The sequence below is a fragment of the Streptomyces sp. NPDC088252 genome (assembly GCF_044740965.1).
Lineage (GTDB): Bacteria > Actinomycetota > Actinomycetes > Streptomycetales > Streptomycetaceae > Streptomyces.
In genome coordinates this window covers 274,631-299,655 of the sequence record NZ_JBIURS010000010.1, presented here as the reverse complement: position 1 = coordinate 299,655, position 25,025 = coordinate 274,631, and the positions used below count along the sequence as shown (strand labels likewise).

General features: G+C 69.9%; 23 protein-coding genes and 1 pseudogene. 8 read left to right on the top strand and 16 right to left on the bottom strand.

Annotated elements, in window-relative coordinates:
- Positions 1–46: 46 nt before the first annotated feature.
- From ACIOHC_RS22665 to ACIOHC_RS22615, 11 genes are all read right to left on the bottom strand, one after another.
- Complete coding sequence (locus ACIOHC_RS22665) at positions 47–2,173, bottom strand: phosphocholine-specific phospholipase C (protein WP_351074555.1); 2,127 nt, start codon at positions 2,171–2,173, stop codon at positions 47–49.
- Between the two features lie 132 nt (positions 2,174–2,305).
- Positions 2,306–3,565, bottom strand: coding sequence for an SLC13 family permease (locus ACIOHC_RS22660; RefSeq protein ID WP_401843749.1), 1,260 nt, complete (start codon positions 3,563–3,565; stop codon positions 2,306–2,308).
- A 102-nt stretch (positions 3,566–3,667) separates the two neighbouring features.
- Complete coding sequence (gene gatB, locus ACIOHC_RS22655; protein WP_365690974.1) at positions 3,668–5,176, bottom strand: Asp-tRNA(Asn)/Glu-tRNA(Gln) amidotransferase subunit GatB; 1,509 nt, start codon at positions 5,174–5,176, stop codon at positions 3,668–3,670.
- A 15-nt stretch (positions 5,177–5,191) separates the two neighbouring features.
- Positions 5,192–5,431 (bottom strand): hypothetical protein, encoded by a 240-nt coding sequence (locus ACIOHC_RS22650; RefSeq protein WP_351074559.1) that lies wholly within the window; start codon positions 5,429–5,431, stop codon positions 5,192–5,194.
- Positions 5,428–6,930, bottom strand: a complete 1,503-nt coding sequence (gene gatA, locus ACIOHC_RS22645) for an Asp-tRNA(Asn)/Glu-tRNA(Gln) amidotransferase subunit GatA (protein ID WP_351074560.1) — start codon at positions 6,928–6,930, stop codon at positions 5,428–5,430. Before gatA ends, ACIOHC_RS22650 begins: the two co-directional genes overlap by 4 nt.
- Positions 6,931–6,935: 5 nt before the next feature.
- Positions 6,936–7,232 carry an Asp-tRNA(Asn)/Glu-tRNA(Gln) amidotransferase subunit GatC gene (gene gatC / locus ACIOHC_RS22640; protein ID WP_015036350.1) on the bottom strand — a complete coding sequence of 99 codons (297 nt, stop codon included), beginning with the start codon at positions 7,230–7,232 and terminating at the stop codon, positions 6,936–6,938.
- 304 nt (positions 7,233–7,536) lie between these two features.
- Positions 7,537–9,702, bottom strand: coding sequence for a bifunctional diguanylate cyclase/phosphodiesterase (locus ACIOHC_RS22635; RefSeq protein ID WP_351074562.1), 2,166 nt, complete (start codon positions 9,700–9,702; stop codon positions 7,537–7,539).
- 393 nt (positions 9,703–10,095) lie between these two features.
- Complete coding sequence (gene ligA, locus ACIOHC_RS22630; RefSeq protein WP_351074563.1) at positions 10,096–12,288, bottom strand: NAD-dependent DNA ligase LigA; 2,193 nt, start codon at positions 12,286–12,288, stop codon at positions 10,096–10,098.
- Between the two features lie 30 nt (positions 12,289–12,318).
- On the bottom strand, positions 12,319–13,344 hold the full coding sequence (locus ACIOHC_RS22625) for a methionine synthase (RefSeq protein ID WP_351074565.1): 1,026 nt from the start codon (positions 13,342–13,344) through the stop codon (positions 12,319–12,321).
- Positions 13,345–13,486: 142 nt separating this feature from the next.
- Entirely contained in the window at positions 13,487–14,176 is a 690-nt protein-coding gene (locus ACIOHC_RS22620) for an SDR family oxidoreductase (protein WP_351074567.1), read from the bottom strand.
- Positions 14,177–14,203: 27 nt separating this feature from the next.
- Entirely contained in the window at positions 14,204–14,743 is a 540-nt protein-coding gene (locus tag ACIOHC_RS22615; RefSeq protein ID WP_365690975.1) for a TIGR00730 family Rossman fold protein, read from the bottom strand.
- Positions 14,744–14,883: 140 nt separating this feature from the next.
- Between ACIOHC_RS22615 and ACIOHC_RS22610 the strand changes: the two genes are divergently transcribed.
- Both ACIOHC_RS22610 and ACIOHC_RS22605 read left to right on the top strand, forming a co-directional pair.
- Positions 14,884–15,219: a DUF427 domain-containing protein gene (locus tag ACIOHC_RS22610; RefSeq protein ID WP_351074570.1), complete on the top strand. Its 336-nt coding sequence runs from the start codon at positions 14,884–14,886 to the stop codon at positions 15,217–15,219.
- A gap of 86 nt (positions 15,220–15,305) precedes the next feature.
- Positions 15,306–16,106, top strand: a complete 801-nt coding sequence (locus ACIOHC_RS22605) for an alpha/beta hydrolase (protein WP_365690976.1) — start codon at positions 15,306–15,308, stop codon at positions 16,104–16,106.
- Positions 16,107–16,202: 96 nt separating this feature from the next.
- On the opposite strand, the gene ACIOHC_RS22600 is transcribed toward ACIOHC_RS22605, so the two are convergent.
- Positions 16,203–16,670 carry an ATP-binding protein gene (locus ACIOHC_RS22600; RefSeq protein ID WP_365690977.1) on the bottom strand — a complete coding sequence of 156 codons (468 nt, stop codon included), beginning with the start codon at positions 16,668–16,670 and terminating at the stop codon, positions 16,203–16,205.
- A gap of 290 nt (positions 16,671–16,960) precedes the next feature.
- Here ACIOHC_RS22600 and ACIOHC_RS22595 point away from each other — a divergent pair, with 290 nt between their 5' ends.
- The 5 genes and pseudogenes from ACIOHC_RS22595 to ACIOHC_RS22575 all read left to right on the top strand — a co-directional run bounded on the left by ACIOHC_RS22595 (position 16,961) and on the right by ACIOHC_RS22575 (position 20,156).
- The gene (locus tag ACIOHC_RS22595) at positions 16,961–17,815 is read left to right on the top strand and encodes a helix-turn-helix domain-containing protein (RefSeq protein WP_389636686.1); all 855 of its coding nucleotides are present in this window, start codon (positions 16,961–16,963) and stop codon (positions 17,813–17,815) included.
- Between the two features lie 2 nt (positions 17,816–17,817).
- On the top strand, positions 17,818–18,021 hold the full coding sequence (locus tag ACIOHC_RS22590; protein ID WP_351074577.1) for a DUF397 domain-containing protein: 204 nt from the start codon (positions 17,818–17,820) through the stop codon (positions 18,019–18,021).
- 421 nt (positions 18,022–18,442) lie between these two features.
- Positions 18,443–18,655, top strand: a pseudogene (locus tag ACIOHC_RS22585) (transposase); the annotation flags it as partial.
- Positions 18,656–19,255: 600 nt separating this feature from the next.
- Positions 19,256–19,477 (top strand): hypothetical protein, encoded by a 222-nt coding sequence (locus ACIOHC_RS22580; protein ID WP_389636687.1) that lies wholly within the window; start codon positions 19,256–19,258, stop codon positions 19,475–19,477.
- Between the two features lie 490 nt (positions 19,478–19,967).
- Complete coding sequence (locus ACIOHC_RS22575; protein WP_365690980.1) at positions 19,968–20,156, top strand: hypothetical protein; 189 nt, start codon at positions 19,968–19,970, stop codon at positions 20,154–20,156.
- Positions 20,157–20,267: 111 nt separating this feature from the next.
- Here ACIOHC_RS22575 and ACIOHC_RS22570 read toward each other — a convergent pair whose 3' ends face one another.
- Entirely contained in the window at positions 20,268–20,981 is a 714-nt protein-coding gene (locus ACIOHC_RS22570) for a hypothetical protein (RefSeq protein WP_389636688.1), read from the bottom strand.
- Between the two features lie 341 nt (positions 20,982–21,322).
- Positions 21,323–22,450: a tRNA 2-thiouridine(34) synthase MnmA gene (gene mnmA / locus ACIOHC_RS22565; protein WP_365690982.1), complete on the bottom strand. Its 1,128-nt coding sequence runs from the start codon at positions 22,448–22,450 to the stop codon at positions 21,323–21,325.
- 61 nt (positions 22,451–22,511) lie between these two features.
- Here mnmA and ACIOHC_RS22560 point away from each other — a divergent pair, with 61 nt between their 5' ends.
- Entirely contained in the window at positions 22,512–23,204 is a 693-nt protein-coding gene (locus ACIOHC_RS22560; RefSeq protein WP_401843699.1) for an N-acetylmuramoyl-L-alanine amidase, read from the top strand.
- A gap of 30 nt (positions 23,205–23,234) precedes the next feature.
- Here ACIOHC_RS22560 and ACIOHC_RS22555 read toward each other — a convergent pair whose 3' ends face one another.
- Together ACIOHC_RS22555 and ACIOHC_RS22550 are read right to left on the bottom strand one after the other, a co-directional pair.
- Positions 23,235–24,404: a cysteine desulfurase family protein gene (locus ACIOHC_RS22555; RefSeq protein ID WP_365690984.1), complete on the bottom strand. Its 1,170-nt coding sequence runs from the start codon at positions 24,402–24,404 to the stop codon at positions 23,235–23,237.
- Between the two features lie 222 nt (positions 24,405–24,626).
- Positions 24,627–24,983, bottom strand: coding sequence for a DUF4190 domain-containing protein (locus tag ACIOHC_RS22550; protein WP_389636690.1), 357 nt, complete (start codon positions 24,981–24,983; stop codon positions 24,627–24,629).
- Positions 24,984–25,025: the final 42 nt, after the last annotated feature.

Genomic DNA, 25,025 nt, shown 5'->3' with positions numbered 1-25,025 from the left:
CGTACGCAAAGGGCCCCGCCGACCGGACCTGCCGGCCCGTCAGCCGTCAGCCGGAGACGCTCACCCGGCCGTTCTCGATGTGCCCCATCAGCCTGCGGCGGAAGGCGTCGTCCCCGTCGACGGTGACGGCCAGGTCGTACCAGCCGTGCGCGTCGGCCGCCGAGTGCACCACCGTACGGCTGCGGCCGGGCTTGACCTTGACCTTCCTGGTCCAGTCCCGCAGATCCGCCTCTTCGACGTATCCGAGCGGCCGTACGGTGAAGGTGAGCGTGGTCCGTCCCGTGTTGCGCAGGGTGAGGTGCAGGTCCCGCTCGTGCGCGTCGATCCGCGAGGCGACCTCGGCCCCGGCGGAGACACCGTCCTTCCCGGGCCCGGCGAACTCGCGCCGGAAGCCGTTCGGTCCCGTCACCGTGAACCGGTACGCCGCACCGGTGATCGGCACCGTCCATTGTGCGGTGCCCGTTACGTCCCGGTGCTGCGGAGCGGGGAACTCACCCGCGTACGGGTACAGCGCGAAGTGTGCGGACGAGCGCCCCGTGTTGCTGAGGGCCACCCGCACCGCCCCGTCCACCAGCTTCGCCTGGGCGTCCGGCTGGTACGGCAGCGCACGGGCCGGGCGCGCCCCGGGCTCCTGTACCGGCATCTGCTGCACGAGCGGCGGCTTCGGCGCCCAGCGTCCGCTGAACGGCGGGATGACGCCCGGCTGTTCCACCTCCGGCCGGCGACGCCCGCGCGTGAAGTCGAAGGCGGAGGTCAGATCACCGGTGACGGTGCGCCGCCAGTCACTGATGTTCGGCTCCTTCACCCCGGTCCAGCGTTCCAGGAAACGGATCACGGAGGTGTGGTCGAAGACCTCGGAGCAGACGTAACCGCCGACGGTCCACGGCGACACGACGAGCAGCGGCACCCGCATCCCGAGACCGGTGGGCTTGCCCTCCCACTGCTCCTCCGTGACCTCGGGCGGTGCGACCGGCGGCGGCACGTGGTCGAAGAAGCCGTCGTTCTCGTCGTAGTTGATGAGGACGACGGTGTGGCGCCACACGTCGGGGTGCTTGCCCAGCGCGTCCAGGACCTTGTAGACGATCGTCGCGCTGTGGATCGGCGAGGAGACGCTCGGGTGCTCGGAGTCGACGGCCGACGGCACCAGATACGAGACCTCGGGCAGCGTCCCCGCCGCCACGTCCTTGGCGAACTCATCGGCCAGCGTTCCGGTCTCCACCCGGCGCAGCGCCCGCTCGAAGAGGCTGCGTTCGGCCTTGTCCAGGGTGGCGACACCCTCTTCGAGCAGACCGAACAGCCGCTCCCGCTCCGCGGCACCGGCGTCCCGTATCGCGGAGTAGAACGACTCCATGTACGTATGGCCGCCGGTCTTCGCGAGTGCCTTGCGGGCGATCGCCTTGAAGGTGGCGAAGAACTCGATCTGGTTGTCGGTGAAGTTCTCCCACTCGGTGTACGTACGCCAGCTGTGCCCGGCCCTCTCCAGCCGCTCCGCGTACGTGCCCCAGCCGTAGCCGGGGTGCGTGCCCTCGTCGTACGCGTCGTTCCCGACGGCCCGCTTGCCGTTCGCCTCGTTGCCCGTCTTCCCGCTCCACAGGTGGTTGCGGTTGGGGCTGGTCGAGGAGTGGATGGAGGAGTGGTAGGCGTCGCAGACCGTGAAGGTGTCGGCCAGTTCGTAGTGCAGCGGGATGTCACGGCGGTCGTAGTACGCCATGGTGGCGGCCGTCTTCGCGGTCACCCAGCCGTTCATCCACCCCCCGGCCCATGCCTTGCCGCCACCGCTCCAGGAGTGGTCGAGCGCGCCGATGTACTGGAGGTCCTTCTTCTGCGTCTCGGCGGCGTCGCGCACCGGGAACGGCAGCACGGAGGTGCCCGCCGCGGCGGGCTGCTCGAAGACCGGCTTGCCGGAGGGAAGCTCGACGGCGTTGCGGTCACCGAAGCCGCGTACGCCCCGGAGCGTCCCGAAGTAATGATCGAAGGAACGATTCTCCTGCATCAGGATCACCACATGCTTGATGGCCCCGAGCCCGTCGCCGCCACCGGACCCCGCCGAGTGCGCCGGCTGCGCGGCCATCGCTGCCTGCAGCGACGGCGGCAGCAGCGATCCCGCCGCCGCGACGCCGAGCGCACCGCCGCCGAGCGCGAAGAGCCGCCGCCGTGAAATGTCCGTGGTCAAGTGAGCCTCCCGAGTCCGGTCGTACAGCCCGGAAACTAATCAAGCCAGGTGGCGCCGGGAAGGATTTCGTACGGCCCCGTGGTGAACGTCCAACAGGTCGGCCGGGAAAGTCCAACCGCGCTCCGGGACGGATCACACCCCGATCAGCCGCAGCGCCCCCCACAGCGCGAGGGTCGACACGCCGAGTGTCGCCGGTACGGTCAGCAGCCCGAGCCGGGTGAAGCGGCCGAGGTCGGGCGCGGCACCGTGGCTGTGCAGGATGCGGCGCCAGAGCAGGGTGGCGAGCGAGCCGACGTAGGTGAGGTTCGGGCCGAGGTTCACCCCGATCAGGGCCGCGAGGACCGGTCCGGGACCGGCCGCCGCGACGACCGGGAGCAGGGCGAGGATCGCGGGCAGGTTGTTGATCAGGTTGGCGAGCACGGCCGCCACCGCGGCCACCGCCAGCAGGGCGGGAAGTGACGAGCCGTCCGGCAGGAAGGTTTCGACGCCGGTGCCGAGGCCGTTGTCGACCACGGCCTCGACCACGACGCCCAGCGCCAGCACGAACAGGCAGAACAGCGGGTTCGCGGAGCGGACGAGGCCCTTCACCGTGGTCTCGCGCCGCACCAGCGCACGGACCGCCAGCACCCCGGCACCGGCCAGCGCCGCCCACAGCGGTTCCACGCCCGCGAACGAGGTGACGACGAAGCCGCCCAGGGTCAGGGCGAGGACGACGAGCGTGAAGACGGGGGCGTCGGGACGCTCCTCCTGCGGCTTCGGCGGATACGCGCCGGCTGCCAGATCGGCGGCGAAGACCCGGCGGAAGACGACGTACTCGACGGCGACGGCGGCCAGCCACGGCAGGGCCATCAGCGCGGCGAAGCGGGTGAAGGAGAGGCCGCTCGCGGTGAACGCCAGGAGGTTGGTGAGATTGGATACCGGCAGCAGCAGGGAGGCCGAGTTGGCCAGGTGCGCACAGGCGTAGACGTGCGGGCGGGGCCGGGCGCCGACGCGGGCGGCGGTGGCGAGGACGACGGGGGTCAGCAGAACCACCGTCGCGTCGAGGCTGAGCACGGCGGTGATCACCGAGGCGAGGACGAAGACGCCGCCGAGCAGAGGGCCGGTCCGGCCGCCGCAGGCCCGTGCGACCAGGTCACCGGCGGCCGTGAACAGCCCTTCGTCCGCACAGAGCTGGGCCAGCACCAGGATCGCCGCGAGGAAGCCGACGACCGGCAGCAGGCTGTCCACCTGATCACGGGCCTGGGACCAGGGGACCGCACCGGCCGCGGTCACCAGCACGGCCGCGGGTACGGCGACGGTCGCCTCCGGCAGCCCCCGGGGGCGTACGACGGCGAAGGCCAGTACGCCGAGCAGGAGCACGACGGAGACGATCTCGGCAGTGATGGTGTTCAGCGGACCGGGGACTCTCTGGACGGGTGAAGGGGCGGCGCACCCGTCCCACGGATGCGCCGCCCCTTCAAGGACGTGCGGAAACCGCCCGCGCAGGGGCCGGGATCAGCCCTCGACGCCGAGCTTCTCCAGGATCAGCTCACGCACCCGGGCCGCGTCCGCCTGGCCGCGGGTGGCCTTCATGACCGCGCCGACGAGCGCGCCCGCGGCCGCGACCTTGCCGCCGCGGATCTTGTCCGCGATGGCCGCGTTGGCGGCGATGGCCTCGTCCACGGCGGCGCCCAGCGCGCCCTCGTCGGAGACGACCTTCAGGCCGCGCTTCTCGACGACGGTGTCCGGGTCGCCCTCACCCGCGAGGACGCCCTCGATCACCTGGCGTGCCAGCTTGTCGTTGAGGTCGCCCGAGGTGACGAGCTCGGCCACCCTGGCGACCTGCACCGGGGTGATCGGCAGCTCGTCGAGGCCGCGGCCGGTCTCGTTGGCGTTACGGGCCAGCTCGCCCATCCACCACTTGCGCGCCTGGTCCGAGGGGGCGCCCGCGTCGGTCGTGGCGACGATCAGGTCGACCGCGCCCGCGTTGAGGATGGACTGCATGTCGTGCTCGGAGACACCCCACTCCTCCTTCAGCCGGTTGCGGCGCACCCGCGGCATCTCGGGGAGTCCCTTGCGGAGCTCCTCGACCCACTCACGGGCCGGGGCGACCGGCACCAGGTCGGGCTCGGGGAAGTAGCGGTAGTCCTCGGCGTTGTCCTTGATGCGGCCGGCCGTGGTGGAGCCGTCCTCCTCGTGGAAGTGCCGGGTCTCCTGCACGACCGTGCCGCCCGAGCTCAGCACCGCGGCGTGGCGCTGGATCTCGAAGCGGGCGGCGCGCTCGACGGAACGCAGCGAGTTCACGTTCTTCGTCTCGGAGCGCGTGCCGAACGTCTCGGTGCCGTTGGGGCGCAGCGACAGGTTGACGTCGCAGCGCATCTGGCCCATTTCCATCCGGGCCTCGGAGACGCCGAGCGCCTTGATGAGCTCGCGGAGCTCGGCGACGTACGCCTTGGCGACCTCGGGGGCGCGTGCGCCCGCTCCCTCGATCGGCTTGGTGACGATCTCGATGAGCGGGATGCCGGCGCGGTTGTAGTCGAGCAGGGAGTGGGACGCGCCCTGGATACGGCCGGTGGCACCGCCGACGTGGGTCGACTTGCCGGTGTCCTCCTCCATGTGGGCACGCTCGATCTGCACCCGGAAGATCTCCCCGTCCTCCAACTGGACGTCCAGATAGCCGTTGTAGGCGATCGGCTCGTCGTACTGGGAGGTCTGGAAGTTCTTCGGCATGTCCGGATAGAAGTAGTTCTTCCGGGCGAAGCGGCACCACTCGGCGATCTCGCAGTTCAGCGCGAGACCGATCTTGATGGCGGACTCGACGCCGATCTCGTTGACGACCGGCAGCGCGCCGGGCAGGCCGAGACAGACCGGGCAGGTCTGGGAGTTGGCGTCCTGCTTGAGCTCGGTCGAGCAGCCGCAGAACATCTTGGTCTTGGTGCCGAGCTCGACATGGACCTCCAGGCCCATGACGGGGTCGTAGGACGCGAGCGCGTCCTCGTACGACACCAGGTCGGTGACAGTCACGGTGAAACTTCCCTCTCAGCCCAGCAGTACGTCGTCATCGCCGAGGCGCTTGAGTTCGCGCAGCAGCAGGGCGAGACCGGTGGCGATGGCGGCGGCGGAGACAACGGCGTCGATCAGTTGGAGCGTGTCGTGCTCGACGCGGGCCTTCCTGGCCTGCTTGATGACGCCCACCGCTCCGAAGGCGGTGGTGCCGATGGACAGGTACGTACCGGTCTTGGACTTCTTGAAGCCCTTGGCCTTGGTCAGTGCGCTCACAGTGACGGAGCCTCCTCCAGCAGCGGGTGTCCCCACTTTTCCACGAAGGCTGCCTCGACGGCGGCTCCGACCTTGTAGAGACGGTCGTCCTTCATGGCGGGGGCGATGATCTGCAGTCCGACCGGCAGACCGTCCTCCGGGGCCAGGCCGCAGGGCAGCGACATGGCGGAGTTCCCGGCGAGGTTGGTCGGAATGGTGCACAGGTCCGCGAGATACATCGCCATCGGGTCGTCGGCGCGCTCGCCGATCGGGAAGGCGGTGGTGGGCGTCGTCGGGGAGACGATCACGTCGACCTGCTCGAAGGCCTTCTCGAAGTCCTGCGTGATGAGGGTGCGGACCTTCTGTGCCGAGCCGTAGTACGCGTCGTAGTAGCCGGAGCTGAGCGCGTACGTACCGAGGATGACGCGGCGCTTGACCTCGTCACCGAAGCCGGCCTCACGGGTGAGCGCGGTGACGTCCTCGGCGGACCTCGTGCCGTCGTCGCCGACGCGCAGGCCGTAACGCATGGCGTCGAAGCGGGCCAGGTTGGAGGAGCACTCGGACGGCGCGATCAGGTAGTACGCCGACAGCGCGAGGTCGAAGGAGGGGCAGTCCAGCTCGACGATCGTGGCACCGAGCGACTTCAGCAGCTCGACCGACTCGTTGAAGCGCTGGACGACACCGGCCTGGTAGCCCTCACCGGCGAACTGCTTGACGACTCCGACGCGCATGCCCTCGACGCTGCCGTTGCGGGCGGCCTCGACGACCGGCGGGACCGGGGCGTCGATGGACGTCGAGTCCATCGGGTCGTGCCCGGCGATCACCTCGTGCAGCAGGGCCGCGTCCAGAACGGTACGGGCGCAGGGGCCGCCCTGGTCCAGGGAGCTGGAGAACGCCACCATGCCGTAGCGGGAGACGCCGCCGTAGGTGGGCTTGACGCCGACGGTGCCGGTGACGGCGGCGGGCTGGCGGATGGAACCGCCGGTGTCCGTGCCGATGGCGAGCGGGGCCTCGTACGACGCGAGCGCGGCCGAGGAGCCGCCGCCGGAACCGCCCGGGATACGGGTGAGGTCCCACGGGTTGCCGGTCGGGCCGTAGGCACTGTTCTCGGTGGAGGACCCCATGGCGAACTCGTCCATGTTGGTCTTGCCGAGGATCACGACGTCGGCGGCCTTCAGCCTCTTGGTGAGGGTCGCGTCGTACGGCGGGATCCAGCCTTCGAGGATCTTGGAACCGACGGTGGTCGGCATGCCCTCCGTGGTGAAGATGTCCTTCAGCGCCAGCGGGACACCGGCCAGCGGGCCCAGCTTCTCGCCGGCGGCCTTCTTCGCGTCGACGGCACGGGCCTGCGCGAGCGCCCCCTCGCGGTCGATGTGCAGGAAGGCATGGACCTTCTCGTCGACCGCGTCGATCCGGGCCAGATGGGCCTCGGTGACCTGGACGGCCGTGAGCTCGCCGGACGCGATCTTCTCGGCGATCTCGGCCGCGGTGAGCTTGATGATGGTGCTGTTGTCCGTCATGGCTGTTAGTCCTCCCCCAGGATCTGCGGCACCTTGAAACGCTGCTGCTCCTGGGCCGGGGCGCCGGAGAGCGCCTGCTCGGGGGTGAGCGACGGACGGACCTCGTCCGCGCGCATGACGTTGGTCAGCGGCAGCGGGTGGGAGGTCGGCGGTACGTCTTGGTCGGCGACCTCGGAGACGCGGGCGACCGCGCCGATGATGTCGTCGAGCTGACCGGCGAAGTGATCGAGCTCTTCGCCCTTCAGCTCCAGACGCGCCAGCCGGGCGAGGTGGGCGACCTCCTCGCGCGTGATGCCAGGCATGCAGCGATCCTCAGGGGTTGGTGTGTGGTTTTGGCCCAATCCTATGGTGTCGGCCGCGGCCGCTCCCGCCACCCGGGCGAACGCCCTGGTCGGACGCCGGATTCGGGTCCGCCCGGGATCGGGCGGCACAACGGCCGCCGACACCCGGGTACGCGCCTCCGGATCGCGCGCCCCCGTCCCCCGCGCTCGCACCGTCGCCGCGTCGCGCCCGGCATGGGGTTCGACGCAGGCCGGTGCCCCGCGCTCACGTCGGTAGCGGCCTCGCGCCCGGCGAGTGGTTCGGCGCCGGGCCGGTGCCCCGCGCTCACGTCGTCGCGGGCCTCGGCTTGACCGCCCGCCCGGACGCCCGCTGCTCCAGCTCGGGCTTCGCGCCCGCGGCTGCCGCGGCGGCGGCCGCCGCCGCAGCCGCGGCCAGCTCCGCCGGCCGACGCCAGCCGTGCTCGCCCCGCGCCCGCAGCCAGGCCGTCGCCTCCTGCGGCGGCATGGCCGCGGCGACCAGCCACCCCTGCACCGCATCGCACCGCAGATCCCGCAGCCGCTCCCAGGTCTCGTCGTCCTCGACCCCCTCGGCGACGACCAGCAGGCCGAGCGAGTGGGCCAGGTCGATGGTGCAGCGGACGATCTCCGCGTCCTCGTTGTCCACGGCCAGACGGGCCACGAACGAGCGGTCGATCTTCAGCTCGCTGACGGGCAGCCGACGCAGATGGACCAGCGAGGAGTACCCCGTGCCGAAGTCGTCGAGGGACATCTTCACGCCGTGCCCGGTCAGCCCGGCGAGGGTGTCGGCGGCCCGCTGCGGGTCCTCCAGCAGCACATGTTCCGTTATCTCCAGCTGCAGTGCCCCGGCCGGGACGCCGTGCCGGGCGAGCCGGGCCGCCACACCGCCCGCGAATCCGGGAGTGTGCACGTCGCGCGGGGAGACGTTGACCGCCACGGGCACGAACAGCCCCTGCGCCCGCCACCGGGCGACCTGCGCCAGCGCCGTCTCCAGGACGTACTCCGTCAGGTGCGGCATCAGGCCGGACGACTCCGCGATGGCGATGAACTCGTCCGGGGGGACCCGCCCGCGCTCCGGATGCACCCAGCGGACCAGCGCTTCGAGGCCGGCCACCTGTCCGTCGAAGCGGACCTTCGGCTGGTAGTGGAGCTCCACCTCGCCGGCGTCCAGCGCGCGCCGCAGATCACCGAGCAGCCCGAGCCGGTCCGGGGTGTTGCTGTCCCGCTTCGACTCGTACACCTCGACACCCGTACGGTCGCGCTTGGCCTGGTACATCGCCACGTCCGCGCGCCTGAGCAGCCCTTCGGCGTCCAGCGCGTGGTCCGGGTGGACGGCGACCCCGGCGCTGGCCTCCAGCACCAGGGTCAGACCGTCGAGGTCCAGCGGGGAGGACAGTTCGGCGACGAGGTGGCGGGCGACCCGCTGGGCGCTGGTGGTCGAGTCCGCGGTCGGCAGGAGCACCGCGAATTCGTCACCGCCGAGCCGCGCGGCCTCCGCCCCCCGTGGGAGCGCGAGTCGCAGGCGTTCCGCTATCTGCAGCAGCAGCCGGTCCCCCGCCAGATGCCCGAGGGTGTCGTTGACCGCACGGAACCGGTCGAGGTCGATCAGGACGAGAGCGGATCTGGCGCCGACGGACGCGGCGTCCTCCAGGGCCGTCCAGGTGCGCTCCAGCAGCCACTGCCGGTTGGGCAGTCCGGTCAGCGGGTCGCGCAGCTGCTCCTCGGCCCGCGCGCGGGCTATCCAGAGGGTGGAGTCCAGGGCGATCAGGGGGACCGCGAAGAGCGGCAGGAGTACGGGCATGGCCATCGCCACCACGCAGATCAACGGTGCGATGCCGAGGAGGGCGACCGCGACGAGGCCCTGGCGCAGCAGCGCGGTGCGGGCGACGGTGGGCAGTCCGCCGCCCTGGGGTGCCCGTGCGTACCACAGCAGGACCCGGGTGACCAGAAGATAGGTGGAGGCGGCCAGAAGGACCTCGGGGACGGCGGCGATGCCCCAGTCGAGTGGCCGCCAGGGCGATTCGACGGTCTGGACGTCGCCGAACGCGGCGAGCACCAGGGCCGCCGCGCCTATCCCCAGGATGTCCACGGCGCCGTGCAGCAGCCCCTGCCACCAGCGGTGTCTGCGGGCCGCGCCGACGAGGACGACGACGACCAGGCTGACCAGACCGGCGGGCACCCAGCCGTAGAGGAGCAGCACGGCGAGAGTGAGGGCGGCCCCGGAACCGGTGCCGCCCCACCATCGGTCGCGTCCGAGCGCGACCAGGTGGCCGACGACGATTCCGGTGAGGACGGCCAGGGACCACCCGACCCTGCCGTCGGGGAAGAGCGCGCGTCCCTCGCTCACGGTCCGGTAGAAACCGGTCGTGAGCTGAACAACGGCGATCACCACGAAGACGGCACCCACTTTGGGCGTGAGGCCGACGAAACCTTGCAGCCGCGACACCGGTGCGGCGCTCTCGGTCGGTTTCATTCCGTCCCTCTCACAGCCGGCGGTGCCGATGTCGCCTGATGGTTCAGCTCCATGCCACCACGACCCGATTTCCCACCTCGCGGCCGGGCACGGCAGTTGCATCTCTCAACAGTAGGCCGCGGAACGCTTCCACGGGCAGCGCTCTACAGCTCTTGCCCGAATGCGAACCAACCGTCCGTCAGCATCTGCTATGCGCCGATCGGGTGAACCCGATCCACCGGCGACGACCTCTGCCCCCGTCCGTCCCCCTACACCCTTTCTGTACACCCTTGTTCACTGTTCACCCATCGATCGATCACGATGTGGGGTTCTCCGACGGGGATCTGTCCCATTGCGTTAATTCTTCCGCGAAGATCCCGCCATATTCCGCCTGTTTTCGGTCAGCGATCTGTCCTATTCCGCAGGTTCCCCGACAGTCACGGCCGCGGCGCGCGCCGCGTCAGGCCCCTCTTCGAGCAGCACGGCGAAACCGCCCTCGTCCAGCACGGGCACCTTCAGTTGCATCGCCTTGTCGTACTTCGAACCGGGGTTGTCACCGACGACCACGAAAGAGGTCTTCTTCGAGACGGATCCCGTCACCTTCGCCCCCCGGCTCTGGAGCGCGTCCTTCGCGCCGTCCCTGGTGTGTCCGGACAGCGTGCCGGTGACGACGACGGTGAGGCCTTCGAGCGGGCGCGGACCCACGTCCTCCCCCGGCCCCTCGTCCTCCATCCGGACTCCGGCCTCCCGCCACTTGCGCAGGATCTCCCGGTGCCAGTCCTCGGCGAACCACTGCTTCACCGAGGCGGCGATGGTGGAACCGACCCCGTCGGCCTCGGCCAGTTCCTTCTCGGACGCCTCGTCGATCCGGTCGATGGAGCGGAACTGACGGGCCAGCTCCTCGGCCGCGATCGGGCCCACATGACGGATGGAGAGGCCGGTGAGAATCCGGGCCAACGGGGCTTCCTTGGCCGCGGCCACGGCGTCGAGCATGGCGAGGGCGTTCTTCTTCGGCTCGCCCTGCTGGTTGGCGAAGACCCACGCGGTCTTCTCCTCGCCGGTCTTCGGGTCGCGCTTGGGCAATCCGCTGTCCTGGTCCAGGACATAGGCCCGGATCGGCAGCAACTGCTCGACGGTCAGACCGAAGAGATCGCCCTCGTCGCGCAGCGGTGGCTCGGCGGGCTCCAAGGGCTTCGTCAGAGCCGCTGCCGCGACATAGCCGAAGTGATCGATGTCGAGGCTCTTACGACCCGCGAGATAGGCGAGGCGCTCGCGCAACTGTGCCGGGCAGGAACGCGCGTTGGGGCAGCGGACATCGATGTCGGCCTCCTTCATGGGCCGCAGCTCCGTGCCGCACTCGGGACAGTGCGTCGGCATCACGAACGCCCGCTCGGTGCCGTCGCGCAGATCGACGACCGGACCGAGGATCTCCGGGATCACGTCGCCGGCCTTGCGGAGCACCACCGTGTCCCCGATGAGGACGCCCTTCGCCTTCACCACGTTCTGGTTGTGCAGGGTGGCGAACTCGACCTCGGAACCCGCCACCTCGACCGGCTCGACCTGCGCGTACGGCGTGACCCGCCCGGTGCGTCCGACGCCGACCCGGATGTTGACCAGCTTGGTGTTGACCTCCTCCGGCGGGTACTTCCACGCGATCGCCCAGCGCGGTGCGCGCGAGGTGGAGCCCAGTCGGCCCTGGAGCGGGATCTCGTCCAGCTTGACGACGACGCCGTCGATCTCGTGCTCCACGGAGTGCCGGTTCTCGCCGAAGTACGCGATGAACTCCCGTACCTCGTCCAGGGAGGCCACCACCTTGTTGTGCCTGGCGGTGGGCAGACCCCACTCGTGGAGCAGCTCGTAGGCGTGCGAGAGGCAGTCGATGTCGAAGCCCTCACGGGCGCCGATGCCGTGCACCACCATGTGCAGCGGGCGGGTGGCGGTGACCTTCGGGTCCTTCTGACGCAGCGAACCGGCCGCCGCGTTGCGCGGGTTGGCGAAGGGCTTGTCCTCGGCCTCGACGAGCCGGGCGTTGAGCTCCTCGAAGGCTTCCATCGGGAAGAAGACCTCACCGCGGATCTCGACCAGCGCCGGGACACGGTCGCCCTTCAGCCGGTGCGGGATCTCGGCGATCGTGCGGACATTGGGGGTGATGTCCTCGCCGGTACGGCCGTCACCACGGGTCGCCGCCCGGGTCAGCCGCCCGTGCTCGTAGGTGAGGTTGACCGCGAGACCGTCGACCTTCAGCTCGCACAGGAAGTGGTAGTCGGTGGTGCCGACGTCCTTGGCGATCCGCTCGCCCCAGGACGCCAACTCGACGTCGCTGAAGGCGTTGTCCAGTGAGAGCATCCGCTCGCGGTGCTCGACGGAGGTGAACTGCGTCTGGTACGGCCCCGCGACCTTCTGCGTCGGCGAATCCGGCGTACGCAACTGCGGATACGTCTCCTCCAGGGCCTCCAGCCCACGCATCAGCCGGTCGAACTCGGCATCGCTCACGACCGGCTGGTCGTTCACGTAGTACCGGAAGCGGTGCTCCTCGATCTGCTCGGCCAGGAGCGCGTGCTGCTCCCGGGCCTGTGCGGGCACCGCCATCTGCTGTTCGCCGGCCATCGTCTCGTCCTCCCGTTACCCGTTGCCCCGTTACTCAGGGTTGTCTGCGAGCGATCTCGCGGCCCGGACGCAGTGGGCGAGCGCGGCGCGCGCGTACGCGGGCGAGGCACCCGCGAGCCCGCACGAAGGGGTGATCACCACGGACTGCGACAGAGTCCCCGGATTCAGCCCCAGCCTGCGCCACAGCGTCCTGACACCCATGACGCTACCTCCCGGGTCGGACAATGCGCCCGAGGCCGGGTCGGTGCCCGGCACCACCCCGAGGAAGAGCTGGGTGCCGCCCTCGACCGCTTCCCCGATCGCTTCCTCGTCACGCTCGGTGAGCAACGAGAAGTCGAAGGAGATGCCGTCGGCCCCCGCCCGGCGCAACAGCCCGAACGGCACCTCGGGCGCGCAGGTGTGCACCACCGTCGCCCCGTCCCCGCCCGCGGCCAGGACATCGCGCAGGGTCCCCTCCACGATCTGGCGGTCGACGGCCCGGTGGGTGCGGTACCCGCTCGCCGTCCTGATCCGTCCGCGCAGTACGGCGGTCAGTGACGGTTCGTCGAGCTGGAGGATCACCTCGGCGCCGGGCACCCTGCGCCGTACCTCGCCGAGGTGGTCGCGGAGCCCCTCGGCCAGTGAGCCCGCCAGGTCCCGGCAGGCCCCCGGGTCCCCGAGCGCGGCCTCGCCGCCCCGCCGTTCCAGCGCGGCGGCCAGGGTCCAGGGCCCGACGGCCTGGACCTTGAGCGGCCCCTCGTAGCCCTGGGTGAACTCCTCCAGCGCGTCGAGGTCCTCGCCGAGCCAGGACCTGGCCCGGCGGGTGTCGCGTCCGGGCCGGTCGCTGATCCGCCAGCCGCTGGGCTCGACATGCCCGTACAGGTCGACGAGGAGCCCGATGGTCCGCCCGATCATGTCCGCACCGGGCCCGCGGGCCGGCAGTTCCGCCAGATGCGGCAGGCCCTCGCCGTCCCCGAAGGACCCGGTGACGGTCTTCGCCGCCTCCCGTGCGTCTCCCCCGGGCATGGAACCGATCCCGGTGGCCGGGCACCCGCTGAACTTGCTCTTGTCGCTCACGTGGGAAGCCTACGGTCCGAGCGCCCGCGCCCGTCGCGGGGCGGCCCGTCACGGGCGAGGGCGGTCCGGCCCCCACGAGGCGGCCCGGGGCTCCTGGGGACGGCATCGCGCGCGACACCCCGGCACCGCCGGGTCCCAGGGCTCAGTGCCCGGGGCGCACCGTGAGGTCGTTGACCTCCGCGTCGCGCGGGAGGTCGATGGCCATCAGGATGGTGGTGGCGATCGACTCCGGGTCGATCCAGCGGGAGGCGTCGTACTCCTTGCCCTCCTGCTGGTGGACCTTGGCCTGCATGGGGCTGGCGGTGCGCCCCGGGTAGACGGAGGTCACCCGGACGCCATTGGCGTGCTCCTCCTGGCGCAACGAGTCGGCGAGCGCCTTCAGGCCGTGCTTGCTCGCGGCGTACGCGCTCCACTCGGCGTGCGCGGCGAGGCCGGCACCCGAGTTCACGAAGAGCACATGGCCCTGGGAGACGCGCAGCTGCGGCAGGAAGAGCCTGGTCAGCTCGGCGGGTGCGACCAGGTTGGCGTTCAGCTGGAAGTGCCACGCCTTGGGCGTGAGGTCACCGACCCTGCCGAGCTCGACGACGCCCGCGACGTGCAACAGCGAGTCGACCCGCTCCGGCATCGCCTGCTGGGCGAACGCCCAGGAGAGCCGGTCCGGGTTGGAGAGGTCACCGACGAGCGTACGGGCGCCGGGGTGGAGCGCGGCCAGCTCCTTCGCGCGGCCGGCGTCACGGGCCAGCAGCACGGCCTCGTCGCCGCGCTCCAGTAGACGACGGGTGACGGCTGCGCCGATGCCGGAGCCGGCGCCGGTGATGACATGGGTGGACATCCCGCCATGATCTCACCCGTCATCGCGTCACCGCAGGCCGGACCACTCCTCCAGGTAGGCCAGGGCGCCCACGCCGTCCTTCGCGAAGAACACCAGGTCGGTCAGCGGGAGGGGCAGGAAACCCTCGTCCTCCATCCGCTGGAACTGCTGGCGGAGCCCGTCGTAGAAGCCCGCCGTGTTGAGCAGGACGACCGGCTTGTCGTGCTTGCCGTGCTTCTTGAGCTCCAGGATCTCGGTCGCCTCGTCGAGCGTCCCGGTACCGCCCACCATGATCACGACCGCGTCCGCCTTCTCCAGGAGCAGCGCCTTGCGCTCGGCGAGATCGCGCGCGATCACCATCTCGTCCGCGTTGCTCCGGGCCTTGGCGGCCAGGAAGTCGACCGACACCCCGACCAACCGGCCGCCCGATTCCTGCACCCCGTCGGCGACGACCTTCATCAGGCCGCTCTCCGACCCTCCCCAGACCAGCGTGTGGCCGCCCCTGCCGAGCAGCTCGGCGAATTCGCGGGCCGGCTGGGTGTAGCGGTCGTCGAGGTCGGCGGCGGAGAGGAAGACGCAGATATTCATGCAGTAACCGTAAAGGGCACCACCGACAGCCCCGGCGGAGGGGGCGAACAGTCCCTCGGGGAGGGAGACCCCCCGGAAGGAATCCGTCGGGAATGGAAGCCGCCGGGAAGAAAACGGCGCGAGGCACGGCTGAACCTGACATGACTGCCACAGCAGGACACCACATCACGGTCGAACCCGGCACCGAGCATGTACGTGTGGTGCGCGACGGGCAGGTGCTCGCCGAGAGCCGGCGCCCGCTCGTCCTGCGCGAGACGGGTTGTCCGGCCCGCTACTACCTGCCGCCCGAGGACGTCCGCACGGAGCTGCTGACGGCCTCGGACACCCACACCCACTGCCCGTTCAAGGGCGAGGCCTCCTACTGGTCGCTGCCGGACGCGGCCGATCTCGTCTGGGCCTACCCCGAACCGAAGCCCGAAGTCGCCGCGATCAAGGGCCACTTCTGCTTCTACGACACCGAGACCGTCGACGAATGACCGTCAACCACCCTGGAGAATTGGGAGATCTCAAAAAATCCCGGCACCGGCGATGAGTTTTCGCGGGCGCCGCAGTCCACCCTCACATGGACAAGATTCTCTCCCGCGACGGCACCTTGATCGCGTATCGGCGCCGGGGTGAAGGGCCGCCGGTGATCCTGGTCGGCGGGGCTCTGAGCACGGCCGCGACCGACGCCCCCCTGGCACGGCTCCTCGCGCCCCGCCTCGGCGTCATCACGTACGACAGACGCGGCCGCGGCTCCAGCGGCGACAGCGGGCCGTACCGGGTGGAGCGCGAGATCGAGGACCTGGCCGCGCTCGTCGCGGCGGCCGGCGGACGGGCCTCGCTGTTCGGCACGGGGGCCGGCGGGGCGCTGGCCCTGGAGGCACAGGCCGCCGGGCTCCCCGTCGACCTTCTGGCGGTGTACGAGCCGCCCTACACCCCCGGCGCCTCGGGAGAGCGGTTCAAAGCCTGCTGCACGGCCCGGCTGCACCGGCTGCTGACCGCCGGGGACCGCGCCGGGGCCGTGGAGCTGTTCCTGTCCGTGACGGGCGTCCCGGCCGACATGATCGCCCGGATGCGGCGCGCGCCGCTGTGGCGGGACCTGGTGTCGATGGCGCACACCCTCGCGTACGACGACGCACTGCTCGGCGACGGATCGATCCCGGCCGAACGGTTCGCGTCCGTCGCGTCACGCACGCTGGTGGTCTGCGGCGGCTTCAGCCCGACCCCGGCCCGGCTCGCGACCCGCGCCCTCGCGGACGCCCTCCCGCGCGCCCGTCACCGCACCCTGACGGGCCAGACGCACGATCTGGCTCCCCATGCGGTGGCCCCGGTCCTGGCGGAGTTCTTCGGCAGGGACATGTTCGCGCGCCAGGTCTCCTGACCCCGGGGCCTTCGGGCCCCTCCTCGATCCGCCCCGCGCGGCCACGCCCGTACAGGGGTCGGACGTGGCCGAACGGGGCGTCGCCGCATCTGCGGCTCAGGCACCGAGCGCGAGCTCGAACCAGACGGTCTTTCCGCCCGGTCCGAGCGCCCCTTCCCCTATGGCGCACCCGCCCCACCGGTCGGCGACGAGTTCGAGGATGGCCATGCCTCGCCCGGCTTCGGCGTGGGGGTCGGCGGGCGGGGCGTACGGCTTGGGCAGGTCCGGGCTCATGTCCCGGACGCTGATCCGGAGCACGGGGTACCGCCACTGGAGCCGCACGGCGGCCGGCCCCTTGGTGTGCCGTACGGAGTTGGTGGTCAGCACGGACGTCAACAGCTCGGCGCGGTAACTGAGTTCGTCGAGTTCGTGAGCACCAAGGATGGCCCGGAGGGTCGTACGGGCGATGCGGGGGCTGCGCGGGTCGCAGGGGAAGGCGAGCTCGTACTGCCAGGGCTCGGCGAACGGGATGGGGGCGGGGTGCTGGTGGATGTGCGGGGCGTAGGGGGTGGGTTCAGCCCTCACGGGCACCTCCTGGGGCGCGTGCGAGTGGTCGAGTGGTCTCAAGTAGACGTGTGCCACGAGTGGTTGCGGTTGGGGTGGCGGTGGCAATGCCGGTCCGAGGCCCGCCGCTCCCGGGCGGGCGGGGTGGATCGGTGCGCTTCCGTCATCGACTGCGCGAGTGGCACGCATCACAGAGTAAGAGAGAAACTCATAACGGTGCTACCAAGTCACTCCGTAGAGTTAACTTCCCGCACTCGGTGGAACGTCGCACTCTGAATAGGCACACTGTGCGCGAACCAAGGAGAGGGCGCATGGCACCGCGACAGACCCCAACCATCCTGCAACGTCGATTCGGCATCGAACTTCGGCGGCTACGCGAAGGGGCAGGAATGACCGCCCCTGCAGCGGCCGATCTCCTGGGCACCGACCGCACAGTCATCTCCAACGTGGAAGCCGGCCGCTTCGGCATCAGCGAAGAGCGCCTGCATCGACTCGCCAGCATCTACGAGTGCAACGACTCCTCCCTTGTCGACGCACTGGCCGGGCTGACCGGCGGACGGAAGTCAGGCTGGTGGGAGGAGTACCGGGGCAAGATCCCGCCAGGCTTTCTGGACGTATCGGCCCTTGAGCACTACGCCGTGCGCCTACGAACCGTCCAGATCGCCCACCTTCCTGGCCTGTTTCATACCGAGGACCATGCACGCGCAATTTTCGAACTCTTCGTCCCGGCCATGCCACGCCTCGAAATCGAGCTACGCGTGGCACACCGCTTGGCCCGCCAGTCAGTGGTCACCGGAGAGCACCCGATCCCCTACACCGGCGTGATCCACGAAGCCGCGATCAGGATGCAGATCGGAGGCCTCGGTGTCACACGCGCTCAGCTTCTGCAGCTGCTGGATGCAAGTGAACGCCCCAATGTCACGCTGCACGTCATCCCGTTCGCAGCCGGCGGCTTCCCGCTCCTCGGCGACTCATCCGTCCTGTACGCAGAGGCTCCCAATCGGCATCTGGACACGGTGCAGTTGGACTCGCCCACCGGAGCCGTCTTCATCGATTCCCCAACACAGTTGGCGAACTTCCGTACCAGGCTGGACATGGTCGAGAAGGTGGCGTTGACTCCCGTCAAGTCCAGGGATATCATCCGCTCGGTCCTCAGAGAGTTGTAGAGGTGTCTCACGTGTCCGGCCTGCACTGGCAGAAGTCGTCGTTCTCCGACGCAGGAGGCAACAACTGCGTCGAGGTTGCCGCAGCAGAGGGCACAGACATCGCGATCCGCGAGAGCGAGAGCCCGGAACGCGTCGTCACGACGAACCGGGCCGCACTCCGTGCGCTGGTGCTCGGAGTGAAGGCCGACGGGATCGGTCTCAGCTGATCGAGAAACACCGAACTCCGGGAGAGACACCCGGACGGCCACCGCGTCAGGCCCGGCCTGGCGCCCCTGATTTGGTGGCGCACTTCCCCTTCGCCATCTGGTAGCGGCTCTGCTGCCGTTTCGGCGACCCTCCGAACGCAATCGAAAACGGGCGCACGTCGCACCTCGTATATTCCGATACCCGGACAACTTCAATGTGACGCCGGCGGAGGTGCGGTGGGTGGGAGGGGCAGGGAGATCCGTTCGGGCGGGCACCCATTCTTCCTGGATGTCGGCGCCGGTCAGGACAGAGGGATCGGCCCTCCCCTCTACCCGCAGCGGCGGCACCAGGGACGGTGTCGTCCACACGGGTGACCCCGCGTCGAGCAGGGCGGCCATGACCTCGCCTCAGACGCCGCAGGTACGCCAGGTCTTGTATCGGCTGTGGATGCTGGCCTGGTTGCCGATGCTCGCCCTGGCAGGCAAACCACGTCTCTGGGAGCCCCACCGCCTGCGACTTCGCCTGTTCTCCGCCGCCGCCCAGCTTGTCACCACCGGCCGCCGGCGATACCTGCGGTTCACCCGCCACTGGCCCTGGACCGACGTCATCACAGGCGCGATCCAGCGGCTCAACGCCCTCCCGAACCCTGAGTGATCAGAAACAACGACCCGTCCCAACGAGCCTGAACTGCATCACCGGAACGTGGAACCCGGCGCCCACCCGACGCGACAGCCGGGCCGCAGTTCTGCCAGTCACCAGCGCGACAGCCCAAAACGGACCGCCGGAAGATCCGGCAGCCCGCCACGAAAGATCCAGGCTATTGAGTAGTTACACCCAGCCCGCCGCTCCGTCATATCAACTGCTAAATGACGGGGTGGCGTTATATTTGACGGCGCATCACCCGATGGTATGATTGACATCGGTAAGATTGCTGAACTCACATATATACATACACACACATACGTACTGCATCAAACGCGCACTTGGTCGCCTGAACGAGGCGTTCAGGACCGTCCGAACCTGATGAGCCCGGGGTGCAAGGCACCCGAGACGCGTAGGCAAAGCAGTTTGGATGGCGCGACCTACATACATACTTCTGCATTTTTGAATCTTGCTGCACGGCGGCCCTCCCGGGGCCGCACCCGAGAACATCCGCGTACCGCGTCGGCGCAGGTGTCTCGTTCCGAACCGTTGGGTTCGGATCGAGGCTGCCTGCCCACCCGATCCGACCCATGACAGGGAAGGCAAGGGTCGGTGGACGACACCGCTACCAACACCATTCTCGCCACCGCTGGCGTGGCCTCGATCCTCCTCTTCGCTCTGAAGGGGCTGCTCGACCAGATCCCAGAGATGATGGACTCGGCCAGTCGAGTCCGCGACGCCTGGCAGCGCTTCAAGGGGCCCGAGCTTCCGCCCCGGATTGACGAGGAGCTGCCGCCCCCGGCACATGACGAGGAGCCGCCCATCGCCGCGTAGGTCGCCCCGGTCTCCGGCACCTGAGCCCCGTCCAGTCAATCCGACTGAGACGGGGCTCACTTGTGCCAGGTGGAGCTGCGCGACCGAGTGCGCTTGACCTACCATCAGTTCTGCGTGTGGGAGGTTGCAAGCTCTCGCACGCAGTCGAAGCCCTTTGCTTCGCTTCTTGTGATCTGCATCCAGATGGTGCAGGGCGTTCCAGGAGGCGCGAGACCGGGATGAGACAGGCGGGTTGGATACCTGCCGGTCACATCCAATCGATGTCGGCTCGCAAAGTCGCTTGAGGAGCATTCGACTCGCCACGGACTTAGCGCACCAACCACTGTATTGCCGAGCGCACCCGCCTCGGCCACTGAGACACCCAGCGTTGCGTCGAGCGTGGGGCTTCTCGGTTCGAGCCACTTCACCGTGGCCGAGCTGACGAATGCCCTGCGCAAGAGACCCGGCTCGGTCACCTGTCTGAAAGGTACTGAGACTGTTGGACGCGGCCGTGACGCTCGGCATCCTCGCATTCTTTGGTGTGCTGTCGATCCTGCTCTTCGCCATCCGAGGGTTCCTCGACCAGTTGCCCGACGTTTTCGCTTCGGCACGTCGTGCTCGGATCGCCTGGCGTGACCTGAGGCAGGAGCGCACTGAGGAAGAACAACCGGAGGGATCGCAGTCCCAGCCTTCCGCGTAGGTCGTCCCGGCCTCCGGTGGCACCACGGAGCGTACGAGCCCCCGCCCCGGCCCCCAGGCCCAGCGAGTACGCACGAGGCCCCCGGCGGTATCTCCGGGGGCCTCGTGCTGTTCAGCGGGCGGAACCGCCCGGCTCGATCTCACCGAGCCGCCGGGGCTCCTGCCCAGGCAAGAGGCGGTCGACCATCACCTCTGGACTCGACTGCATGTCGAGCGCCTTCATCGCTGCGGCCGAGTTGAGCCGGTCCTTGCGCTCCGGGTCGTCCACACGGTCAATGAAGATCGTGGCCATTTCGAGCTTGTGATCAACATCGATCTTGCCTTCGTTGTGCTCCGCCTGCTTCGTGAGGTTGGCCATCGTGCGCTTCGAATGCAACGCCAACGCTCCGCCCCCAACTGTGATCAGCGCACCCGTCAGGGCCGTAACGTACGGCAGGAAGCTGACGTCTGGGTTCCCGGCATACACGAGCGCCAGGACCGCCCCCGCAAGGATCACCAGAGCACCGCCCGTCATAAACCAAACGCTCAAGCGGAACGTCCACTCGGCTTGCTTGAGCGAGTGGTTCAGGAACTCAAAGTGGAACTTCTGCCGCTGCTCCGCCAACGACTCCGGTCGTGTGGACGCAGCCGCAGCGGGTTCGGCCCCACCTGACAGATCCTGGTCGGATGCGTGCTGGTCACCTTCAATCCGACCAAGGTTGATGGCCATGTTGCCAGCGGCGATGTAGTGGTTAATAGGCGTGCCGCGTTCCTCAGCGACCTTCGCAACCTCCGCAGCCGCCCGGACTATGGAGTCCACGTCCATCCGGCCCTCGTCCTGCGTCACGTGGTCCCCCGTCCGCTCCACTGGCGCTGCGTCAACTCCTTACAGCGTAGCGCCAGTGAGTGACCCACGGGCTCAGGCGGCGATGGCCAGGCGGAAGCGGATCGAAGCCAGAGCGGCACCCCCGGAGAGAGGTGTGGGCGAGCCTCTGGTGTGCGCGTTCATCGGTGGCCGGGGCGCGGCGGGACTTACCTGGCGCTGTTCGTCGAGCCCAGGTTCGAGAGCACTCCCGGTGGACCGCCGATGTCGTGAACCCGTCTACCAGGAGCTTCGCTTCGTAAGCCGTCCACCAACCGCCCGGCCACTCCGTCGGGTTGGAATGGGCTCTGTACCGGCCCCGCCGGTCAGCCGGCCGCCGCGGTCTCCCGCCGCACCGTCGTCGCGATCGTCGCCGAGCCGACGACGCGGGTGCCGTCGTAGAGCACGACCGCCTGGCCGGGGGCCACGCCCCGTACCGGCTCGGTGAAGGTGACGTTCAGCGTGCCGTCGACCAGTTCCGCCGTCACCTCGGTCTCGCCGCCGTGGGCGCGCAGCTGGGCGGTGTACGTGCCGGCGCCGGTCGGGGCGTTGCCGCACCAGCGGGGCCTGATGGCGGTGAGCGCGGTGACGTCGAGGGACTCGACCGGGCCGACCGTCACGGTGTTGTTCACCGGGGAGATGTCCAGGACGTAGCGCGGCTTGCCGTCCGGGGCGGGGTGGCCGATGCGCAGCCCCTTGCGCTGGCCGATGGTGAAGCCGAAGGCGCCCTCGTGGGTGCCGACCTTCGTGCCGGACTCGTCGACGATGTCGCCCTCGGCGGTACCGAGCCGGCTCGCCAGGAAGCCCTGCGTGTCGCCGTCGGCGATGAAGCAGATGTCGTGGCTGTCGGGCTTCTTGGCGACGGCGAGGCCCCGGCGCTCGGCCTCCGCGCGGATCTCGTCCTTGGTGGTGAGGGTGTCGCCGAGCGGGAACATCGCGTGGGCGAGCTGCTTCTCGTCCAGCACACCGAGGACGTACGACTGGTCCTTGGCCATGTCGGAGGCACGGTGCAGTTCGCGGCTGCCGTCCTCACGCAGTACGACCGTGGCGTAGTGGCCGGTGCACACGGCGTCGAAGCCGAGCGCGAGGGCCTTGTCGAGCAGCGCGGCGAATTTGATCTTCTCGTTGCAGCGCAGACACGGGTTCGGGGTGCGCCCCGCCTCGTACTCGGCGATGAAGTCGTCCACGACGTCCTCGCGGAAGCGTTCCGCCAGGTCCCAGACGTAGAACGGGATGCCGATGACGTCCGCGGCGCGGCGCGCGTCGCGGGAGTCCTCGATCGTGCAACAGCCGCGCGCCCCGGTACGGAAGGACTGCGGGTTCGCGGAGAGGGCGAGGTGCACACCGGTCACGTCGTGACCCGCCTCTGCGGCGCGGGCCGCGGCGACGGCGGAGTCGACACCGCCGGACATGGCGGCGAGCACACGGAGGGGGCGCTGGGAAGTCTGAGTCATAGCTCCACCAGAGTACGGGGCTCCGGGAACCGAACGCTCCCGGATATGCGTTGTGGATCACATGGGGACCAAGGGGACGGCGGGCGCCAAGGGCTCCGCGGCGGCGAAGCCCGGGCACGGCATCGGTCGGCGCGGGCTGCTGATCGGCGCCGCCGTCACGGCGGTGGGTACGGCCGCGCTGGCGCGGGAGAAGCTGGAGCGCGCCTGGTGGCGGCTGCCCGGGGTGGACAAGCCCCGGACGCCCGGCGAGGTGGACTTCGCGCGGGCCGAATGGATATCGGCGTCCCCGGCGAACTGGCGGCGAGCCGACCGCCCCGCGGACTATCCGGTCGACCGGGTGGTCATCCATGTCACCCAGGGCGGCTACCGGGGCGCGGTGAAGGCCTTCCAGGACCCGGGGCACGGGGCGGCGGCGCACTACGTGGTGCGCAAGGACGGCCATGTGACGCAGATGATCCGTGAGCTCGATGTGGCGTTCCACGCGGGGAACAGGTCGTACAACGAACGCAGCGTCGGCATCGAGCACGAGGGCTTCGTGGACCGTCCGCAGGACTTCACGGCGGCGATGTACGGGGCGTCGGCGCGGCTGGCGGCGGCGATATGCGGGCGGTACGGGATACCGGTGGACCGCGAGCACATCATCGGGCACGTGGAAGTGCCGGGCACGGATCACACCGATCCGGGGAAGCACTGGGACTGGGACCGCTATCTGAAGCTGGTCCGGGCGGCACGTGCGAAGCCGTCCGGCGCCTGAGGACGGAGCGGCTGGGGGACGGGCCCGGTTTCAGCTGAGTCCCGCCGTCCGTGCCCGCTCCACCGCCGGTCCGATCGCGCGGGCCACCTCGTCGATGTCCTGCTTGGTGGACGTGTGGCCGAGCGAGAAGCGCAGAGTGCCCCGGGCCAGGTCCGGGTCGGTGCCGGTGGCCAGCAGGACATGGCTCGGCTGGGCGATTCCGGCGGTGCACGCGGAGCCGGTGGAGCATTCGATGCCCTGGGCGTCCAGCAGCAGGAGCAGGGAGTCGCCCTCGCAGCCGGGGAAGCTGAAGTGGGCGTTGGCGGGGAGTCGGCCGCCCGGGGCCGGGTCGCCGCCGAGGACGGCGTCCGGCACGGCGGCCAGCACGGCTGCGACCAGATCGTCGCGAAGGCCGCCGATCTCCCGGGCGAATTCCTCGCGGCCGTCGGCGGCCAGACGCCCCGCGAGGGCGAAGGCGGCGATGGCGGGCACGTCGAGCGTCCCGGAGCGCACGTGCCGCTCCTGACCACCGCCGTGAAGTACGGGTACGGGGGTGTACGCGCGGCCGAGCAGCAGCGCGCCGATGCCGAACGGTCCGCCGATCTTGTGCGCGCTGACCGTCATCGCGGCCAGCCCGGACCGGGCGAAGTCGACTTCCAGCTGCCCGAACGCCTGGACCGCGTCGGCATGCATCGGTACGTCGAACTCACGGGCCACGGAGGCCAGTTCACGTACCGGCATGATCGTGCCGATCTCGTTGTTGGCCCACATCACCGTGACCATCGCGACGTCGTCGGGGTCGCGGAGGATCGCCTCGCGCAGCACGTCGGGGTGGACGCGTCCATGCTGATCGACGGGGAGGTATTCGACGTTCGCGCCCTCGTGTTCGGCGAGCCAGTCCACGGCGTCCAGCACCGCGTGGTGCTCGACCGGGCTGGCCAGCACCCGGGTGCGACGGGGGTCGGCGGCGCGGCGGGCCCAGTACAGGCCCTTCACCGCGAGGTTGTCGGCCTCGGTGCCGCCGGAGGTGAAGACCACCTCGCTGGGGCGTGCGCCGAGGGCGTCGGCGAGGGTCTCTCTCGACTCCTCGACGGTACGGCGGGCCCGGCGCCCGGCGGCGTGCAGTGAGGACGCGTTACCGGTGACGGCGAGCTGGGCGGTCATCGCCGCGATCGCCTCCGGAAGCATCGGCGTGGTCGCGGCGTGGTCGAGGTAGGCCATGGTGGGCTCGATTCTACGAGCCCTCGGTGGGGCGTATGCCGGGCGCATCGCAGCCCGGTGCCCGCGCATCGGGCAGGGCACTCGATCGCGCACCCCGATCCGGAGCCCGATCCGGTCAGGGACGGCGTCGACGGAGCCCGCCGGTGCGGGCCGTCGGCGCCGGCTGCCGAGTGCGGGCCGTGCGTCTCGGCCGTACGTCTCGGCCGTACGTCTCGGCCTCGGTCAGCCGACGAAGTTCCAGGAGACGGTTCCGTTGCTGGTGACCAGGAGGGCCAACACCACGAGGTCGGCGATGCCGAGGGCGAGCCCGAGGAAGGCACGACCGCGCCGGGAGGTGGAACGGGCGAGGGCGATGACCGCCATGACGATGGCTGCCGGGCCGAGCAGGATGTTCATCACCAGCAGGCCGACGAGCCCGAGCACGAAGGAGGCGACGGCAAGCCCGTCGGCGTCCCGGGCACGGCCCGTCCGCCCGCCCGGCGGGGTCCCGGCACCGATCTCGGTGCCGGTGCCGACGCCGATGCCGGTGCCGCCGGCGGGCTTTCCGGCGGGGCGGCGGACGGATGCGGTGAGTGTCATGGTGCGAGCTCCTTCAATCGGTGATCGGACGATCGGCGATCG

Excerpts from the sequence above, each read along its gene's own strand:
- gatA (WP_351074560.1), bottom strand. The coding sequence starts at position 6,930 with ATGACGGACAACAGCACCATCATCAAGCTCACCGCGGCCGAGATCGCC.
- ACIOHC_RS22555 (WP_365690984.1), bottom strand. The coding sequence starts at position 24,404 with ATGGCCTACCTCGACCACGCCGCGACCACGCCGATGCTTCCGGAGGCG.
- ligA (WP_351074563.1), bottom strand. The coding sequence starts at position 12,288 with ATGGCCGGCGAACAGCAGATGGCGGTGCCCGCACAGGCCCGGGAGCAG.
- ACIOHC_RS22610 (WP_351074570.1), top strand. The coding sequence starts at position 14,884 with ATGACTGCCACAGCAGGACACCACATCACGGTCGAACCCGGCACCGAG.
- ACIOHC_RS22560 (WP_401843699.1), top strand. The coding sequence starts at position 22,512 with ATGGGGACCAAGGGGACGGCGGGCGCCAAGGGCTCCGCGGCGGCGAAG.
- ACIOHC_RS22635 (WP_351074562.1), bottom strand. The coding sequence starts at position 9,702 with ATGAAACCGACCGAGAGCGCCGCACCGGTGTCGCGGCTGCAAGGTTTC.
- ACIOHC_RS22605 (WP_365690976.1), top strand. The coding sequence starts at position 15,306 with ATGGACAAGATTCTCTCCCGCGACGGCACCTTGATCGCGTATCGGCGC.
- mnmA (WP_365690982.1), bottom strand. The coding sequence starts at position 22,450 with ATGACTCAGACTTCCCAGCGCCCCCTCCGTGTGCTCGCCGCCATGTCC.
- gatC (WP_015036350.1), bottom strand. The coding sequence starts at position 7,232 with ATGCCTGGCATCACGCGCGAGGAGGTCGCCCACCTCGCCCGGCTGGCG.
- ACIOHC_RS22595 (WP_389636686.1), top strand. The coding sequence starts at position 16,961 with ATGGCACCGCGACAGACCCCAACCATCCTGCAACGTCGATTCGGCATC.
- ACIOHC_RS22620 (WP_351074567.1), bottom strand. The coding sequence starts at position 14,176 with ATGTCCACCCATGTCATCACCGGCGCCGGCTCCGGCATCGGCGCAGCC.
- ACIOHC_RS22550 (WP_389636690.1), bottom strand. The coding sequence starts at position 24,983 with ATGACACTCACCGCATCCGTCCGCCGCCCCGCCGGAAAGCCCGCCGGC.
- ACIOHC_RS22615 (WP_365690975.1), bottom strand. The coding sequence starts at position 14,743 with ATGAATATCTGCGTCTTCCTCTCCGCCGCCGACCTCGACGACCGCTAC.